The organism is Nostoc sp. CMAA1605, assembly GCF_021596505.1.
Lineage (GTDB): Bacteria > Cyanobacteriota > Cyanobacteriia > Cyanobacteriales > Nostocaceae > Trichormus.
This window is the reverse complement of the sequence record NZ_PJIZ01000018.1, coordinates 36,968-56,591: the sequence shown is the minus strand read 5'-3', so window position 1 is coordinate 56,591 and position 19,624 is coordinate 36,968. Positions and strand designations below refer to the sequence as shown.

The 19,624-nt window shown below is 41.4% G+C and carries 12 protein-coding genes and 3 pseudogenes; 11 read left to right on the top strand and 4 right to left on the bottom strand.

The annotated features are described in order from the left end of the window. Nucleotides 1-151 precede the first annotated feature (151 nt). Nucleotides 152-799 (top strand): phosphoribosyltransferase, encoded by a 648-nt coding sequence (locus CV014_RS09195; protein ID WP_236141747.1) that lies wholly within the window; start codon nucleotides 152-154, stop codon nucleotides 797-799. 281 nt (nucleotides 800-1,080) lie between these two features. Here the strand turns inward: CV014_RS09195 and CV014_RS09190 are convergent. The 3 genes and pseudogenes from CV014_RS09190 to CV014_RS09180 all read right to left on the bottom strand — a co-directional run. Next, nucleotides 1,081-1,248: pseudogene (locus CV014_RS09190) on the bottom strand (ChaB family protein); the annotation flags it as partial. Between the two features lie 45 nt (nucleotides 1,249-1,293). Next, a complete protein-coding gene (locus CV014_RS09185) occupies nucleotides 1,294-3,495 on the bottom strand; it encodes a CHASE2 domain-containing protein (protein ID WP_236141746.1) in 2,202 nt (733 codons plus the stop codon). A gap of 2 nt (nucleotides 3,496-3,497) precedes the next feature. After that, nucleotides 3,498-4,277, bottom strand: a complete 780-nt coding sequence (locus tag CV014_RS09180; protein ID WP_236141745.1) for a DUF928 domain-containing protein — start codon at nucleotides 4,275-4,277, stop codon at nucleotides 3,498-3,500. A gap of 154 nt (nucleotides 4,278-4,431) precedes the next feature. Between CV014_RS09180 and CV014_RS09175 the strand changes: the two genes are divergently transcribed. The 9 genes and pseudogenes from CV014_RS09175 (at nucleotide 4,432) to infC (ending at nucleotide 17,631) form a co-directional block, all read left to right on the top strand. Next, on the top strand, nucleotides 4,432-5,208 hold the full coding sequence (locus CV014_RS09175) for an RNA methyltransferase (RefSeq protein WP_236141744.1): 777 nt from the start codon (nucleotides 4,432-4,434) through the stop codon (nucleotides 5,206-5,208). Between the two features lie 364 nt (nucleotides 5,209-5,572). After that, a complete protein-coding gene (locus CV014_RS09170; protein WP_442946897.1) occupies nucleotides 5,573-7,105 on the top strand; it encodes a serine hydrolase in 1,533 nt (510 codons plus the stop codon). An 81-nt stretch (nucleotides 7,106-7,186) separates the two neighbouring features. Next, nucleotides 7,187-7,558 (top strand): photosystem II reaction center protein Psb28, encoded by a 372-nt coding sequence (psb28, locus tag CV014_RS09165; protein WP_236141742.1) that lies wholly within the window; start codon nucleotides 7,187-7,189, stop codon nucleotides 7,556-7,558. A gap of 1,287 nt (nucleotides 7,559-8,845) precedes the next feature. Then, on the top strand, nucleotides 8,846-10,087 hold the full coding sequence (locus CV014_RS09160) for a sedoheptulose 7-phosphate cyclase (protein ID WP_236141741.1): 1,242 nt from the start codon (nucleotides 8,846-8,848) through the stop codon (nucleotides 10,085-10,087). Nucleotides 10,088-10,147: 60 nt separating this feature from the next. Further along, nucleotides 10,148-10,981, top strand: a complete 834-nt coding sequence (locus CV014_RS09155) for an O-methyltransferase (protein WP_236141740.1) — start codon at nucleotides 10,148-10,150, stop codon at nucleotides 10,979-10,981. 3 nt (nucleotides 10,982-10,984) lie between these two features. After that, nucleotides 10,985-12,363: pseudogene (locus CV014_RS09150) on the top strand (ATP-grasp domain-containing protein). Nucleotides 12,364-12,668: 305 nt separating this feature from the next. Beyond that, nucleotides 12,669-15,314: a thioesterase domain-containing protein gene (locus CV014_RS09145; RefSeq protein ID WP_236141739.1), complete on the top strand. Its 2,646-nt coding sequence runs from the start codon at nucleotides 12,669-12,671 to the stop codon at nucleotides 15,312-15,314. Between the two features lie 137 nt (nucleotides 15,315-15,451). Then, nucleotides 15,452-17,011 (top strand): alkaline phosphatase D family protein, encoded by a 1,560-nt coding sequence (locus CV014_RS09140; protein ID WP_236141738.1) that lies wholly within the window; start codon nucleotides 15,452-15,454, stop codon nucleotides 17,009-17,011. Between the two features lie 116 nt (nucleotides 17,012-17,127). After that, complete coding sequence (gene infC / locus CV014_RS09135) at nucleotides 17,128-17,631, top strand: translation initiation factor IF-3 (RefSeq protein WP_236141737.1); 504 nt, start codon at nucleotides 17,128-17,130, stop codon at nucleotides 17,629-17,631. A gap of 232 nt (nucleotides 17,632-17,863) precedes the next feature. Here infC and CV014_RS09130 read toward each other — a convergent pair whose 3' ends face one another. Continuing rightward, on the bottom strand, nucleotides 17,864-18,271 hold the full coding sequence (locus CV014_RS09130) for a universal stress protein (protein ID WP_236141736.1): 408 nt from the start codon (nucleotides 18,269-18,271) through the stop codon (nucleotides 17,864-17,866). Between the two features lie 90 nt (nucleotides 18,272-18,361). Between CV014_RS09130 and CV014_RS09125 the strand changes: the two are divergent. Then, nucleotides 18,362-19,563 (top strand): annotated as a pseudogene (locus tag CV014_RS09125) (phosphoglycerate kinase). Nucleotides 19,564-19,624 lie beyond the last annotated feature (61 nt).

Here is a 19,624-nt window from a genome sequence, read left to right as displayed (position 1 = left end):
GCTTCCTGAGTCAGAGGATATGGAATCTTGAATCTGTTTAAAATTGGACAGTAGCAGCAAAAACTTTTGTAGGTGCAAGCCTTTGCTACGCAATGCTACCGCGAACACATTGAGTATTTTTAATTTTGAATTCCCCCTTGGGGGTAAAATCATGTTATTTAAAGACCGCAAAGCCGCAGGACAGGTTCTAGCTAGCAAATTACTGGATTATGCTAACTGTCCCGACGTGCTGGTTTTAGCTTTACCTAGAGGCGGTGTTCCCGTTGCTTTTGAAGTGGCTCAAGCTTTGAAAGTCCCCTTGGATGTGTTAGTAGTACGCAAACTCGGCGTACCAGATAATCCAGAATTAGCGATGGGAGCGATCGCTTCTGGTGGTGTCCGTATAATTAATCAGCAAGTTATCGATGATATCAAAATTACGAATGAAATCATTGCTAGAGTTGCAGCCCAAGAACAACGGGAACTAGAAAGACGAGAAAGCATATATCGAGGTGAAGAACCGTTTCCAGAATTAACAGGACGTAAAGTGATTTTAGTTGATGATGGTTTAGCCACTGGTGCAACTATGTGGGCTGCTGTGATTGCTGTCAGACAAAAAAGTCCCCAAGAAATCGTGATTGCTGTCCCCGTCGCTGCACCTGAAACTTATCAACAATTACTACCCAAAGTAGAAAAAATAGTCTGTATTTCCACACCCAGTAAATTTTATAGCGTAGGTATGTGGTACGAAGATTTTCCCCAAACTACAGATGCTGAAGTTCATGAGTTATTGAAAAAGTCAATAGTCAATAGTCAATAGTCAATAGTCATTAGTCATTAGTCATTAGTCATTAGTCATTAGTCATTAGTCATTAGTCATTACTCTTAGCAAGAGCATAACGCAGTCTAATTGGTAATTAGTAAATTGGATTTATAGCAATAATTTTTATCTGTAATAAAATAAATTGGGAATTTCTCAAATACAGATGATTATCTGACAGTTTGATTATTCCCAAAATATTAGTTACTACTACTGCTAGTAGACAAGATAGCTAGTACAGTTACCATGTTCTTCTAACTAAAGAAAGAAATTACATACAATTATTCTGTTTTTTTGTGCCATTCGTCATCATCACCCTTTTCGTAGTCGAGTTTAAACGCACTCCAAGCAACACGAAAAGCGCGTTATTTTTCTCTGTCTTGTTCTACAGCACTATTAAATACTACGGGAAAAATTTCTTGCGCGTATTGGGGTAAGTGTTCCTTAACTGAATCTGGTAATGTCTTAGAAGGAACAGTTTACTGATTATTACATTAGACAAGCAATGAGTTAATGATTTCAATGGCTTGTGGCGGAAGATTGGTAAATCTAATTAAAAAATGATGCTCATCGGCTATTGTGATGACTTTAGCGTAAATATCTGCCTCTGTGGCATTTACTAGCCTGAGTTTGAGATTATTTAGAGGTTCGAGGGGATGTGTAGATTTGAGTAAGGCTTTTTTCTCAGAAAGTGTCACAAATTCCCCTGATAATAATATGCCTGTTGCTTGTTTACCTTGCAATACTGTGTATTCTATGGTTAATGGCGATGCTAAAGTTACCATCAAATCGTTATCTTCTGGTAAATATAAATTATAATCCCCACCAATGCCGACAATATCATAGATAGTAATTATTTCTTTAATTCCCTTGGGTTCAATTTTTAATTGCCCCATAATTTTGAGTTCAATTTGGGCATCTTGATAGGTATTTTCAGAAATTAAAATTTGTCCTCCCACTGTATAGGTTTCAATCCGTGCAGCTAAATTTACATGACTACCGATGACTGTATATTTGGCACGTTTTTGCGAACCGATATTACCAGCTACGACTTCACCTGTATTAATCCCAATTCCCATTTCTAGCTTTGGTAAATTCATTTGCTGATTTTGATGATTGACTTGTGCCATTGCTAATTGCATCTCAACTGCACAAGCGATCGCTCTTTGAGCATCATCGTAACGACTAATAGGCGCACCAAACATGATAAAAATCCCATCGCCCATAAATTCGTTAATTGTGCCATGATATTTATTAATAATATCCGTCATTACTTCTAAGTAAAGATTGAGAATTTGGACTACTTTTTCTGGTGGCAATTGTTCCGAAATTGCTGAGAAACCACGTAAATCAGAAAATAGTAATGTGACTTGACGACGTTCACCACCGATTTTTAAACCAGATGGAGTTTCTAATAAATTGACAACGACTTCATCAGTGAGATAGCGTCCTAAAGTTTGGCGCATTTCGCCAGCACTTTGAGCAATGTAGTGTGTGACTGCGATCGCTGAACCACCCCAGGCTAACATAGAAGGGATAAGCGGTAGCCACCAACCAAGTAAGAACGCCACAAAACTGCCACCGACTAACATCCCTCCCCCAACAATCACGCTGACTAATAAAAGTGTTCTTTGATTAATTTGGTGGCGTTGTTGCCAACATAAACTAGCACCAATAATTGACCACAATAAAATTGATAGTAATTCTACTGATTCTGGTAGAGTCTTAATTAATGTGCGACCTTCTAACGCCGCGCTTAAAATTTGACTAATTGAATTAGCATGAATTGTCACTCCTGCCATCCGTTCAGGAGATGCAAAAATTTTACTCGTGTAAGGTGTGTAGAATAAATCTTTAAGACTTTCAGCAGTTGACCCAATTAAGACGATTTTTCCTCGCATGAAATTAGGAGGAATCTGATTATTTTGGACTTGAGATAAAGAGATAGTAGCAAACTGCTGTTTGATGCGACCTCGATAATTTAATATTACTTGATATCCCCCATCATCAGCCCAGACATAACCGCCGTTATTAGATTCAAAAATTGGAAAAACTGCTTTACCCAACTGTAAATAATTGGGATTATTAGCCGCAGGTTTATCAGTAATTTTTTCTGGTTTCAAATACAGTAGAGCTAACTTTAAAGCGAAGCTTTCGATAACGTCATCTTCATTAAAATTGACGTAGAGTAAGCCTCTACGAACTCTACCATCATCATCTAAAGGTAAGTCATTGGAGCCGACTTGTTGGCGTTTTTGGAGTTCTGGTGGTGGGTTAACCGTGGCACTATCGAAACTTTTAGAAAGTTTTTGTACACCAATCAAATTAGGAGTATTAGCAAATACTTTCACTAATTTTTCATAACCAGGTTCTACAGGTAAATCGCGATATATATCTAGACCGATCGCTCTGGGTTGTTGCTGTTTAATTTTCTCTAAAATACTAGCTAAATCCGCATCAGAAATCGGCCATTTACTAAATTTATGGATATCTTCTTCATTAATTTCCACTATGACAATTCGCTGATCTGGCGGTTCTGGTGGACGCAGCAGAAAAAATTGGTCTAGTGCGGTTAATTCTAATGCTTGTAACAGTCCTGTTAACCGTAAGATAACTACCAGGACTGTAATTCTAGGTACAGCAAAAATTATCCCGCGCCACCGCCAGATAAAGGGTTTAAGTTTTTTCCAGCGCATGATTATTTGGATGCTGAATTTTCAGCTTGACAACAATCCAATAGAGGTTGAGAAGCGATCGCATTTAAACCGACAGAGTTTAAAAATTGTCGCCAACCCAACATAGAATGCACATTTCGGGGGTTACTATAACGCTGTTGCGCGATCGCACTTAATGCTTCATACCAAATTCCTGCTTCTGCATAGATTGCAGGTAGTTTTTTTGCATCTGCGTTCGCTAATTTCTGAGATAATGACGCTTCCGGTTGAACACGTTCCACTAAACTCTCAAATCTGGGGTTTGTACTAAAATCTTCTGAGTCACACACTAACACTAGTGACCAACGATAGGTTTTATTGATTTCTAACGCTGGTGCATTTTCAGGGAGAGTATAGCTAATAATTCCTGGCTGATTAGGTAAGCTCAAAGTAGTTTCATATAGAATTTTTTTATCTGCTTCTGACAACAGTAAAAACTGTGCCGTTTTTGCTGAACTTAGGGGTACATACCAGAAAAACTGCGGTCTTTGAGCAAATGTTAGTCCCCATTTACCGGCGGGAGTGAGGGGAGTAACAAGTTGTTTCCCTTGAATGCAGACAGTCCCACGAGTAGCACCGCCAGCACTCACTGGTGGCCCTTTGCGTTTTGGTGGTTTAAAACCTTGGCTAATCAGTCCATCTGGTTTGGGATTTGTAGATTGCACCTGTGTCTTTTGGGCGGCGAAAGCAGCTATTGGGAGACAGTTGTAATACAAAGGTAAACCACAGGCGATCATCAATAGAGATGCTTGAGTAAATTTCATGATTGATGTAGAAATGCTGAGTTTAAATGGATAGTAGGAATTTGGTAGATATGCGCCCGACTACATCAATTGTTCCCAAAAGTGATTCTAGAATTTTCCTTTGCTTGACACTTGGCTGTAACCTGTATTTGTAAGCTGTATTGTCGAAGAGTTTGTGAACGTAGTGGATCAAGTTAGTTCATCTATAGCTGGAGTGCGAATTGTTTTAGTAGAACCGGCTGGCCCCCTGAACGTAGGTTCAACCGCCCGTGTGATGAAAAACTTTGGATTAGAGCATTTAGTATTAGTTAATCCCCAATGCGATCGCTTCTCTCCAGAAGCCATGAAAATGGCGGTTCATGCCAAAGAGATTTTAGAATCAGCAATTGTAGTTGATACCCTACCACAAGCCTTGCAAGGATGTGTGAGTGCGATCGCCACCACCGGACGCGATCTCCATTGTCCCTTCCCCTTAGAAACCCCCAGAACCGCCTTACCTTGGCTATTAGAAGCAACTAACCAACCCGCAGCTTTAATTTTTGGTAGGGAAGATCGGGGATTAACCAATGAAGAATTAAATTATGCCCATAGATTGGTTCATATTCCCAGCAGTCCCGTTTATCCATCCTTAAACTTAGCTAGTGCTGTCGGTATTTGCTGCTACGAACTAGCACAACCTACACAAGCACAACCTACACCCGCTATGACATCCACCGAACTAGCCCCCCTAGAGCTAGTGGAAGCATATTATCAGCAATTAGAATCTTTTCTTTTAGATATTGGTTATTTATATCCCCACACAGCGAACAGCCGTATGGAAAAATTCCGGCAAATTTACAATCGCGCCCATCTGACAACCAATGAAGTCGCAATGCTACGTGGTTTGTTCCGGCAAGCCGAATGGGCAATTAATCATCCAAAAAGCCAAAATAGCCCAGATCCCCACGAATAACTAACTGTGACTATTGACCATTTATTAGACTTCTTGCATAAATCTTTTTTTGTCTCACGCATTCGCCCTTGGCGTTCCCGTTCGCGTTAGCGTCTCCGAAGGAGAAGGGTAGGCGCAAAGTCGCAAAGAAAGACGCTAAAATCATGACTTTTGCAAGAGGTCTATTGACCATTGACCATTGACTATTGGCCAAAATCCCAAAAATCATTCCCAAAGTCTTAAAGATGACATAAACTAAACACAAAAATACTACTAACTAGTAGTTACACTGGGTAAATAGTCGTGCTTTTATGCAAGGCGAGTGAAATAAGTTTCATCGGGACTACTTTAAAATCAATTTTTAAGTGAGTCACAAGGAGTGACAGTGTCAGAGTTAGGTAACAAACGCAGAACTTCTTCACGACGACAACCCGCCAATCGTCGCCAGCGATCGCGTACAGTTTCTCAAGGGGAAGTCAAAAAAGTCAAAGTTCCCAAACAACAACCTGTTGAGCCTGGTGCAACGGTAGTCACAAACTCATATAATAATGTTCTGCCTTACCAAGTCACTCCTAAGACACGAAAGCCCAAACCACAAGGGTTAGTCATGCCTACTGCGGTCAAACCCATCCCCACCACAACTAGGCAGATGTCAGCACCGCCAAGCAATGTCAAAGTGAAGACGGTGCGAGTACAAAGACAGCCTGTACCAATGGGTAGACGAGTATCGAAAAAAACGCGGTTAAAACCAATGGCAAGAGCTTTTTTATATGCCATCCGTCTATTGATTGTGGGAGTTGGAATTGGTGCGATCGTCGGTACAGTCTTATCAGTCCTTGATCCAGCAAATCGCGTCCCTTCCACCACTCCAACCGCATCTAATAATAGTGGACAAATCCAGCCAAAACCCGCCACAACTAACCCCACTCCTGCTTTGTCTCCATCCCAAGAAATTCCCACTTTGAAAAATGCGGTACAAGAGTTAGCCGCAGCTAATCCTAATCTGACTCCGGCGGTATTTTTAGCAGATTTAGACACTGGGGGATATGTCGATCTCAATGCTGATAACAGCTTGCCAGCCGCTAGCACCATTAAAGTCCCGATTTTAATTGCCTTTTTCCAAGACGTAGACGCTGGGAAAATCCGCCTAGATGAAATGCTAACCATACAACAGGAAATGATTGTTGGTGGTTCAGGGGATTTCCAATACAAACCAGCAGGTACACAATATCCAGCTTTGGAAGTCGCTACTAAAATGATTACCGTCAGCGACAACACCGCCACCAATATGTTGATTGCTAGATTAGGCGGAATAGAAGCAGTTAATCAGCGTTTTCAAAGTTGGGGGTTAACTAGCACAGTTATTCGCAACCCACTACCAGATTTGTCAGGGACAAACACCACCAGTCCCAAGGAATTAGGCAATTTACTGGCGATGGTTAGTCAAGGTAAGTTAGTTACTATGCGATCGCGCGACCAAATCCTTGATATCATGCGCCGCACACAGCGAGATCAGCTTTTACCTGCTGGCTTAGATGCAGGTGCGCGCGCCTACCATAAAACAGGCGATATCGGTACTTTATTAGCCGACGCAGGTATAATTGACACCCCTACAGGCAAGCGTTACATTGCCGTCGTCATGGTACAACGTCCCAATAATGACCCCCGCGCCGAAAAATTTATCAGTTCGGTTTCTCGCGCCGCTTACCAAGAATTTACCCAAACCCCCCCCACACCAAGCAACACCACTAACACCATCCCCTCAACAGGCTATCAATCCCCTGTAATCAATGCACCAGCAACCACCATCCCCACCAATATTTATCAACCCCCTGGAACGAATGCACCAGCAACCACCATGCCCACTAATGTTTATCAACCCCCGGCGGTAAATCAGCAATATTACCCACCTAGATAACTCCAGCAGTTGTAAGATAAAGGGATGTAGGAGAAACAAATTTAACTCCCATGCCCTGTTCGCTCAATCCAAATCGTGATTATGTCTTCAACTCCTCCCTCAATTCAGTTTTTCGCAGGTATTTATGAAGAACTGAGTAACGTTAGTTTACGCCGGGAAGTGCGTACAGGTAAACGCATTGTCATGATGCAATTTGAGCAATTGCAGGCTTTAGAAGGATTGAATAGCTTTACCAAACCATCATTAAATGCCTTACTGTTAACTGATGAAGAAGGTGAAATTAATATCACCCCCTCCTCGACTCGCTTCATTTTTGGGGGTGATGAAGGCGACGAACTGCGGGGAGTAGAGTGCAAATTTGAAGTTGAACGTGATGATCATTGGGAAAGATTCATGCGCTTTATGCACCGTTATGCTGAAGCTAACGATATGGAATATGGCGAAAAATCTTAAATCGTGATGAATTTATTAGTTTCACGAAGATTCTGACCTATAAAAATTCTCCGAATGACTAAATGTATTAGTTTCCATAGGGAACAGGGAAAACTTCCCCGTTCCCTTTTGTTTCTCTGGAATAGCTGACGAATTTAGAGGAAAACCAAAAAATAAATTATCCCAAATAAACAGCTTAGTAGGGTGCGTCAGTATAAATAACCTCTTGGTATAGTTAGGTTTTCTCGCACTGACGCACCCTACAGTTTAGATATTTTTTATCTGGAAGTCCCTAGACTTTTAATCCAAAATTGGGAATACACCCCATATTTCCTGAATTTGGGCAAATCTACCTTGAGTCTAGGTGCAATCCTTGAGAAACAGTGTTATGTTTAGATATGTAAAGCTATTCTTAAGCTATTTGGTAGTCATTACATCTGCTATTAATTGCTTAAACACTGATTAATCAAGACTTGTAGCCCTTAAAGTCTAGGAATAAGTATATTAATCAAGGTTTAAGATGGGCAGTAAATTTGTTAAGTTTAATTACGAATATTGCCCAAAAGTTTAATTTGCAGGCGAAACGCTAAATTCTTTGGCTGTATATACTGCATCAAAGCTTTGAGTTATTGGCTTTATGTCTCCAATTTGAATTAGTCTTGCAAGTCCATTAACTGTGACGACAAACAGACTCTTTTTTCTAATTAAAAGAGGGTCTATGTCATGCTGAAATTGTAAACAATAACTGATGAATGTTAGTTGTCAATTGGTATTCATTAATCATTGAGACAGCCAATCATCAGGAAAGTTTCAAAGACTCACAATTTGTAATTTCTCAGGATTGATATAAGGTTTTTATATATTTCCCATAGTTAATTTTTCAAAATTGGATGCAATTTAAATAAAACAGTGATATGTTTATAAATGTGAAGAAAATGTTAAAAAATTTGTAGTGGCATTGTGACCGCTACAAATCTTGTTCACAGAATGTGATACTGACGGCTATTGTATTTAGCTTAATTTCAGTATCTCACCGCTAAAATAGCAGGCGATTCATGTAGTTTTTCTGCTCAGACTTACAAGAGACACCAAATTAACCGAAACTTAACATCATCATATAAATGATTTAATGATTGTGCTGTAAGTGTTTAGCGCATCTCTCAAGCATGATTTAAGTTAAGGTCATCACCAACAGTTTCTTTATTACACTATTGTATTCATCAATTTCAGTGTGATGTCTGCTGCTGACTTCATGAATAATTGTCAGGCAAAAAAATAAGTTATTTTTTGTAGTGAAAGGACAGGAATATGAGCATAGTTCAAAGTAAACTTGAATCTACAAATACAGCTTTTCATGTGGAAGGCTATGAAAAAATTGAATATGATTTGGTTTATGTAGATGGAGTTTTTCAACTCAGAAACTCTGAATTGGCAGATGTATACAAGGATTTTGGACGCTGTTTAGCGGTGGTAGATGCTAACGTTAGTCGTCTCTACGGTAAACAAATAGAAAAATATTTCCAGTATCACGGAATTGATTTGACACTTGCTCCCATCACTATTACCGAACCCAATAAAACCATTCAAACTTTTGAGCAAGTGATTGATATCTTTGCAGATTTCAAATTAGTCCGCAAAGAACCAGTCTTAGTAGTGGGTGGTGGTTTAGTGACGGATGTTGTGGGTTTTGCTTGTTCTACATACCGCCGCAGTAGTAACTACATCCGTATTCCTACTACCTTAATTGGCTTAATTGATGCTAGTGTGGCGATTAAAGTCGCAGTCAACCATAAAAAGCTGAAAAACCGCCTGGGTGCGTATCATGCTTCCCGCAAAGTTTTCCTAGACTTTTCCTTGCTGGGGACTTTACCAACAGACCAAGTACGCAACGGAATGGCGGAGTTAGTCAAAATCGCTGTAGTAGGACACAAAGAAGTATTTGAATTGTTGGAGAAGTACGGCGAAGACTTACTACATACTCATTTCGGCAATCTTGACGCTACACCAGAAATCAAAGAAGTAGCGCATCAACTGACCTACAAAGCCATCAAAAAGATGTTGGAATTAGAAGTTCCCAACCTCCACGAGTTAGACCTAGATAGGGTAATTGCTTATGGTCACACCTGGAGTCCGACCTTGGAACTCGCGCCACATATACCCATGTTCCACGGTCATGCTGTGAATATTGATATGGCCTTGTCAGCGACAATTGCTGCACGCAGAGGCTACATTACAATTCAAGAGCGCGATCGCATTTTAGGATTAATGAGTCGTATCGGTCTAGCACTAGACCATCCCCTCTTGGATGAGGAGTTATTGTGGCGTGCTACTGAGTCTATCACCTTAACTAGAGATGGTTTATTGAGAGCCGCCATGCCAAGGCCTATCGGGGAATGTTTCTTTGTCAATGATTTTACCAAAGCCGAAGCAGCCGCAGCTTTAGCAGAACATAAGGAACTTTGCAGTCAGTATCCCCGTGGTGGTGAAGGTGTAGATATGTATCCTCTCAGCAGTCAGAAGGAACTGGTAGGGAGTGCTGTCGGGAAGTGATGAGTTTAAACCCGGAGGTTCGCTGAGGTAAACGCAGAGGTACGCGGAGTTAGAGTAATTATGACGAATTTGATAGACATACCGACAGCTAGACCTGTCACACCTTTGGGAATCTTAACTAAGAAGTTAGAGGCTGTTGTCAAACAAGTTAAGCAGCATCAAGATTTATCTGCTGATTTGGTAGCAGAGATTACCCAAGCTTGGGAGTTAGCAGCAGGTATTGACCCTTATCTAGAGGAATGTACTACCCCAGAATCAGAGGCTTTAGCAGCACTCGCCAAGATAACTGCAAAAGAGTCTTGGGGTGAGCATTTTACAGCCGGTGCGACGGTGCGTCCTCTAGAACAGGAAATGCTTTCTGGTCATATTGAAGGACAAACTTTAAAGATGTTTGTTCATATGACCAAAGCACGGAGAGTGCTGGAAATTGGGATGTTCACGGGTTATTCAGCCTTAGCAATGGCGGAAGCTTTACCAGAGGATGGGGTATTGGTAGCTTGTGAAGTAGATCCTTATGCGGCGGAAGTTGCACAGAAGGCTTTTAACCAATCTCCTCACGGGGGAAAGATACGTGTGGAATTAGGTGCAGCTTTAGCAACTCTAGAGAAATTAGTCACGGCTGGCGAAACCTTTGATTTGGTATTTATTGATGCCGATAAAAAAGAGTACACAGCTTATCTAGAAACGCTGCTAGATACTAACTTGTTAGCACCACAAGGCTTTATTTGTGTTGATAACACACTTCTACAGGGAGAAGTGTATTTACCTCCCGCCAAACGTAGTGCTAACGGCCAAGCTATTGCTGACTTTAATCGCGCCGTAGCTTTAGATACTCGTGTCGAACAGGTTTTACTTCCCCTGCGCGATGGTTTGACGATTATCCGCCGAGTGTAAACTATGGCACAATCTATTTCATTCGATTCCTCACCTGCTACACCGTCTTTAGGTTTAGAGACGAAAATAGCCGCAATTATCCAAAACATACTGACTTTGACTTTGCTATTATTAGCACTGCCAATTAATACTGCGATTGTTTTTATATATTTGGTTGTGGGTGCGATTTTTCGTACCCAAACCAGCAAAACCAGCAACCCCAAAAACATCCTCATCAGTGGCGGAAAAATGACCAAAGCTTTGCAACTAGCAAGGTCATTCCATGCGGCTGGACATCGGGTAGTATTGGTAGAAACCCATAAATACTGGTTAACTGGTCATCGATTTTCCCAAGCGGTAGATAAATTTTACACAACTCCCGCACCCCAAAAAGACCCAGAAGCCTACATCCAGGCTTTAGAGGAGATAGTCAAACGGGAAAACATCGATGTATATATCCCGTTACCAGTCCAGTGGGGAGTTATTACGACTCCCTCGCCAAACCGAAATTATCTCCCCATTGCGAAGTATTGCATTTTGATGCAGAGATCACCCAAATGTTGGATGATAAATTTGCAATGGCAGAAAAAGCGCGATCGCTTGGTTTATCTGTACCCAAATCCTTTAAAATCACCTCTAGCGAACAAGTCATTAACTTTGACTTTTCCGGTGAGACTCGCAAATACATTCTCAAAAGCATTCCCTACGACTCAGTGAGACGTTTGGACTTAACCAAACTCCCCTGCGCCACCCCAGAGGAAACAGCAGATTTTGTGAGTAATTTACCCATCAGTCCTGAAAAACCGTGGATTATGCAAGAATTCATTCCTGGAAAAGAATTCTGCACCCACAGCACAGTCAGAGATGGAGAAATCAAACTACACTGCTGCTGTGAATCATCAGCCTTTCAAGTCAACTATGAGAACGTAGAAAATCCGCAAATCTTGGAATGGGTGAAACACTTCGTCAAAGAACTCAAACTTACAGGACAGATTTCCTTTGACTTCATCCAAACAGAAGACGGACAAGTATACGCTATCGAGTGTAACCCCCGCACACATTCCGCCATTACCGCCTTTTACAACCACCCCTTAGTTGCAGAAGCTTACATTGGTTCTGTAACAGAAACCTTACAGCCATTACTAACCAGTAAACCAACCTATTGGACTTATCACGAAGTTTGGCGGTTGACGGGGATTCGTTCCTTCACCCAATTGAAGACATGGGTACACAACATTTGGCGCGGGACAGATGCAATTTTAAAACTAGATGATCCCTTACCATTCTTGATGGTACATCACTGGCAAATTCCCCTGCTGTTGTTGAACAATCTCCGCCAACTCAAAGGCTGGACAAGGATAGATTTCAATATCGGTAAATTAGTCGAATTGGGGGGAGATTAAGAAGTTTTATTTCGTACCAATTCGCAATTCGCAATTCGCAATTCGCAATGGACTTCTCTCCGAGACGCTAACGCGAACGTCCCGCTACGCTAACGCAATTAAAAAACTTAGATGCAGCAAAGCTTTCATGGTTTACGTCTGTATCAAGATTTTCGTGAATTGGTATCACGCAGAGGCGCAGAGGAAAACTTAATTTCTTCTTCTCTTCTTTTCTTCTTTGCTTCTTTGCGCCTTTGCGCCTTTGCGTGAGTAAATCACCCCCCATTCCACACAGCCATTAACCGAAATTTTCCCCTCATCCAAAAATGCAAATCACACCCATAAATCCCAACGCCACATACAGAGATTACAACCTATCTCAAAGCTTACACGAACTATTTACAGCACAAGCAGAACGCACCCCCAACGCCATAGCCATCACCTTTCAAAACCAACAATTAACATATCAAGAATTAAATTTTAGAGTCAATCAACTAGCACATTATCTACAAACACTAGACGTTAAAGCAGAAACATTAGTAGGTGTTTGTCTAGAACGTTCCTTAGAAATGGTCGTGAGTTTATTGGGAATTCTTAAAGCCGGTGGTGCTTATGTACCTATTGACCCAGAATATCCCCAAGAACGCATAGCTTATATGCTAGAAGATTCTCAGGTCAAGGTATTACTAACCCAAGAAAAGTTAGTGAATACAATCCCTGAAAATCAAGCTCAAACTATTTATATAGATACAGAATGGGAGAAAATTTCTACCCAACCAAATACTAATCCTCAAAGTGATATACAACCAGAGAATCTAGCTTATGTCATCTACACATCTGGTTCTACTGGTAAACCCAAGGGTGCAATGAACACCCATAAAGGTATATGTAATCGCTTGCTATGGATGCAGGAAACCTATCAACTCAATTCTACAGATAGTGTTTTACAAAAAACTCCTTTTAGCTTTGATGTTTCCGTCTGGGAATTTTTCTGGACTTTATTAACGGGTGCGCGGTTGGTTATAGCTCAACCTGGGGGACATCGAGATAGTAATTACCTGATTAATATTATTACTCAAGAGCAAATTACGACATTGCATTTTGTCCCTTCCATGCTGCAAATATTTTTAGCTAGTCGTGGTGTAGAAAAATGTACTTCCATTAGGAGAGTAATTTGTAGTGGGGAGGCTTTACCTGTAGATTTACAAAATCGCTTCTTTGAGCATTTTAATTGTGAATTACATAATCTCTATGGCCCTACCGAAGCAGCTATTGATGTCACTTTTTGGCAGTGTCAAAAGCACAGTAATTTAAAAACTGTACCTATCGGTCGTCCCATTGCTAACGTGCAAATTTACATTCTTGATGAAGATTTAAGACCTGTTGATGTTGGCGTTGTGGGGGAAATTTACATCGGTGGTGTAGGTGTGGCGCGTGGTTATTGGAATCGTCCCGAATTAACTCAGGAAAAATTTATTCCTAACCCATTTAGAAGTAGCGAATTTACATCAGAACGTCTGTATAAAACTGGTGATTTAGGGCGTTATTTACCTGATGGTAATATTGAATATGTAGGTAGAGTAGATTATCAAGTCAAAATTCGCGGTTATCGGATTGAAATTGGCGAGATTGAAAATGTCTTGGCTTTACATCCAGAAGTTAGAGAAGCTGTGATTATCACACGTAGCGATCGCAATTTAGAAAAACAACTCGTTGCCTATATTACCTACAACTCAGAAACACCACAAATTCAGCATCTGCGTGATTTTCTCAAAGCTAAATTACCAGATTTTATGATTCCCGCCGCTTTTGTGACGCTGGAAGCTTTACCCCTCACTCCTAGTGGTAAGGTAGACAGAAAAGCTTTACCCAAACCGGATATTTCTCACTTTTCAGAAAGCAGTGATTTTATCGCTCCTCGCAATCAAGTAGAATCACAATTAGTGACAATTTGGGCAGAGATTTTAAATTTACCACAAATTGGGGTGACAGATAACTTTTTTGCTCTTGGTGGTGATTCTCTCAAAGCATTACATTTAATTGCCAAAATCGAGGAAAATTTCCGAAAAGAAATACCTTTAGCAACACTATTAAAAAATCCAATTATCACAGATTTAGCTACAGTAATTCAAAATAATGATAGCCAAATTCATCATTCCCCTTTAGTTCCCATTCAACCACAAGGAACTCATCAGCCCTTCTTTTGTATTCATCCTGCCGGTGGTCATGTTCTTTGCTATTTTAAATTAGCTCATTATATTGGTAACGAACACCCATTTTATGGCTTACAAGCTCAAGGTTTTTATGGGGATGAAGAACCTTTAACTAAAGTGGAAGACATGGCTAGCCTCTATGTTAAAACTATCCGAGAATTTCAACCCCAAGGGCCTTATAAATTAGGTGGGTGGTCATTTGGCGGAGTTGTCGCCTATGAGGTAGCACAACAACTAAAAAGACAAGGACAGGAAGTTTCTTTGTTAGCTATCCTTGACTCTTATGTTCCCATTCTATTAGATAAACAAAAACCCATTGATGATGTTTATTTAGTGGGTGTACTTTCTAGGGTATTTGGGGGGATGTTTGGTCAAGATAATTTAGTTACGCCAGCAGAAATTGAGCATTTATCTTTAGAAGCAAAAATTAACTACATCATCGATAAAGCTAGAACAGCCAGAATCTTTCCGCCTGATGTAGAACGTCAAAATAATCGCCGTATTTTAGATGTATTGGTAGGGACTTTAAAAGCTACTTATAGCTATCAAAGACAACCGTATCCTGGCAAAGTCACTGTTTTTCGTGCTAGAGAAAAACATATTATGGCTCCTGACCCGACCTTAGTTTGGGTAGAGTTATTTTCTGTAATGGCAGCAGAGGAAATCAATATTATTGATGTGTCGGGAAATCATTACTCGTTTGTGTTAGAACCTCATGTACAAGTATTGGCACAACGTTTAAAAACTTGCCTGAATTAATTAGTAGATATCACAATTTTCTACTGTCTTAACATTTCCTTAATCCCGCTTTGATTCTAGGTTGGTAAGTTCTGTGTGCTTGGTTGCAAGTCAGGTTATACCTTGCCAACTATATATCAATCTTAGTAGGGGTGAGTATGGAATTTATGAATAGCGATCGCCTACTCAAACGGCGTAATTTTTTACTGGGTGCAAGTTTTTTCACAGGGTTAGCGGTAACTAGCCAGTTACAGCCTGTCATGGCGCGGGGAAGATTTTCTGACTATCCCTTCAAGTTAGGTGTTGCTTCTGGTGATCCTCTTCCCGATAGCGTAGTTTTATGGACTCGTCTCGCACCACAACCCGTAAATGGCGGCGGAATGTCACCTGTAAATGTACCTGTGCGTTGGCAAATTGCACGAGACGAAAACATGAGACAGGTGGTACAAAGAGGCACAGTTTTAGCAACACCACAACTCGGTCATTCTGTCCACGTTGATGTGCAGGGGTTAGAACCTAACCGTTGGTACTGGTATCAATTTGCAGTGGGTAGCGAAGTCAGTCCCATCGGGCGCACCCGCACAGCACCCGCCATCTATAGTTCCATTTCCCAACTCAACTTTGCCTTTGCTTCTTGTCAAGACTGGCAAAACGGCTTTTATACAGCCTATAAACACATGGCACAGGAAGACCTAGATTTAGTGGTGCATCTAGGTGATTACATCTATGAATATGGCCCGCAAGCTGGCGCACCAAGGCAACACATCGGCCCCGAAATCATCACCCTAGCTGACTATCGCAACCGTTATGCTTTGTACAGAACCGACGCAAACTTACAAGCTGTTCATGCCAATTTCCCTTGGATAGTCACTTGGGATGACCACGAAGTAGATAACAACTACGCCAACTTAATCCCCGAAGATAGTCAAACACCAGCAGCCTTTGAACAGCGACGAGTCAATGCTTACCAAGCTTATTATGAGCATATGCCATTGCGCTTATCTTCGTTACCAAAGGGAGCTAGTATGCAGTTGTATCGGCGGTTTACCTTTGGTGATTTAGCCGAGTTCAACGTTTTAGATACCCGCCAGTACCGCACAGACCAACCTTGTAATGATGGACTTAAACCCCTATGTGCCGCAGCTTTAGACCCCAATGCCACACTCACAGGCACAGCACAAGAAAGCTGGTTATTCCAAGGACTAGACAAATCACAAGCACGCTGGAATGTTATTGCCCAGCAAGTAATATTATCTCAGTTTGATTTTAACCCCAGTCCTACAGTACAACTATTTAACGTTGACCAATGGGATGGCTATGTAGCAGCTCGTCAACGGTTGTTAAACTTCTTAGAACAACGCCAACCATCCAACCCTGTAGTCATTACTGGTGATATCCATTCCAGTTGGGTATTTGATGTAAAAGCTGATTTTAATAATCCCCTGTCAGCAACAGTGGGTACTGAGTTTGTCGGTACTTCCATCACTTCCGATTTTCCCACAAGTTTTATTGCCCCAGTACAAGCCGCAGTTCCGGCTAATCCTCATACAAAATTCTTTGATGGTGCTAACCGTGGTTATGTGCGGTGTAAATTGACGAGAAATAATTGGCAGAGTGATTATCGAGTTGTTTCTAGTATTCTTGACCAGAATGCTACTGTGAGTACCTTAGCATCCTTTGTGGTAGAAAACGGCAAACCAGGAGCGCAAAAAGTTTAATAATTAATAATGGGGAGAAAGAGCGATCGCTTTCTCCTTCTTAATTTTTTGTTCTAAAACTTCACTCCAGTGTTGTGTTATATTGGCAGTGCTTGCACTAGTCAAGCATTAATCTATTGAGAGAAACCGTTATCGCAATCCAAAAGCAACTAATTAACTCACAAATTAAGTCAGCTCAAGTCTTCTTGATTGACCATGAAAATAATAACCGAGGACTCACAGATACACGTGAAGCCTTACAGCTAGCAGAGAGTTTAGAACTTGACCTAGTTGTAGTTTCCGAAGGCAAAGATGCTCCAGTTGCCAAGATTGTCAACTTTGGTAAGCTTCAGTATCAAAAGAAAAAGCGTCAGGGACGCAGTGCTAAACCCACAGTCAAGGAAGTCCGGCTTCGTCCGAACGTAGGTGTAGCTGATTACAACTTACGCATCGAACAAGCTGTTGGATGGTTGAGTAAAGGTGATTCAGTCAAGTTTGTGATTCGTTTACGGGGTCGAGAACACCAATATCGTGAACAAGCGGCAGAATTGTTAGAGAAAATCGTTACTGCTTTAGCTCAAGTTGGTAAAGTCCAATCGCTGGATAAACGTTCACTAGTCGCTCAAGTCGTTCCCGCCTAGAAAATTTTGTCGGAATATTATTATTAGACCTAAGTAGCCAGAGTAACGTTACACATACTCTGGCTTTTAGTTTTTTGGATCTCCCCCATTGCTAGGCGACTAGGTGAGAAGTCAACAGTCAAGAGTCAACAGTCAACAGTCAATAGTCAATATTGATTATTTTTTCTCCTCCCTTGTCTACCTTATCTACCTTGTCTCTTTTTCCCCACTCAGCACTCAGCACTCATCACTCTCAAGGCACAATCAACACAGGACAAGGCGAAAGGTTAACCACGCGAGTAGTCACACTATCCGTTGCACCCTCATCAGTTAAACCTAGACCCCGACAGCCCATAATGATTAAGTTAGCCCCAATTTCATCAGCGACATCACAGATGGTAAAGGCTGGCTTACCTTGTCTTTCTATAGTTTCCGATGGAATCCCTTGTCCAGAAAATAAAGCTTGAGCATCAGCCAACAGTTTCGCCACCGCTTCCGGTGACACCATTGGGTCAGCTTTCGCTTCATCGGTGGCTGGTTCTTCCACCACAGACAACAGCACTAGACGGCTAGCATATTGCTGCACAACATTAGCCACAACATCAGCAGCTTCCCGTGCTTCCCGACTTTGATCAATTGGAAATAATACTGTCTTGAACATATATGTCTCCTCAGCACCCCCTACTCCGGTAAAATCTTGATGGTGATACTTTCAAAACGATAACAAAAAGGCAATCAGGAGGGTTTGGCAGTGTCCAAAAAAACTTTAGCAAGTTTATCTGCGGCTGATATTTCCGGTAAACGCGCCTTTGTGCGGGTTGATTTTAACGTACCTGTGGATGACCAAGGTAACATCACAGATGATACCCGCATTCGCGCTGCTCTACCAACCATTCAAGATTTAACGCAGAAGGGTGCTAAGGTCATTCTAGCAAGCCATTTTGGTCGTCCCAAAGGTGTGGACGACAAATTGCGCCTAACCCCCGTTGCAAAGCGTCTGTCTGAGTTGTTGGGTCAAGAGGTTGTCAAAACTGATGACTGTATTGGCGATGATGTAGCTGCGAAAGTGGCTGCTTTACAAAATGGTCAAGTGCTGCTGCTTGAAAACGTCCGTTTTTATAAAGAAGAAGAAAAAAACGATCCAGAATTTGCTAAAAAACTGGCAGCTAATGCCGATTTTTATGTCAATGATGCTTTCGGAACAGCACACCGCGCCCATGCTTCCACTGAAGGTGTAACTCATTATTTGAGTCCTGCTGTTGGTGGTTATTTGATTGAAAAGGAATTGCAGTATCTGCAAAGCGCAATCGAACAACCCAACGTCCTTTAGCTGCGATTATTGGCGGTTCTAAGGTTTCTAGCAAAATCGGTGTTATTGAAACCCTGCTAGAGAAGTGCGACAAACTCATCATCGGTGGGGGGATGATTTTCACCTTCTATAAAGCCCGTGGTTTGAGTGTTGGTAAGTCTTTGGTAGAAGAAGACAAGCTGGAATTAGCGAGAACTTTGGAAGCTAAAGCCAAAGAAAAAGGTGTTACCTTCTTGTTACCTACCGATATCGTATCTGCTGATAAATTTGCTCCCGATGCCAATGCTACCACCGTCAGCATTGAAAATATTCCTGCTGATGGCATGGGTTTGGATATCGGCCCTGACTCTGTGAAAGTTTTCCAAGAAGCTTTAGCTGATTGCAAAACCGTAATTTGGAACGGGCCTATGGGTGTATTTGAGTTTGATAAGTTTGCTGTAGGTACAGAAGCGATCGCTCATACTCTAGCAGAAATTGGTAAAACTGGTACAACCACCATCATCGGTGGCGGTGACTCTGTAGCAGCTGTAGAAAAGGTAGGTTTGGCTGATCAAATGAGCCATATCTCTACCGGTGGCGGTGCTAGCTTAGAATTACTCGAAGGCAAAGTATTACCCGGTATCGCTGCTTTAAACGATGCGTAATTAACAGGGAATAGTTTTAGTAGGGTGCGTCAGTTAGAAATAACCTGGAAATATCTAGAAA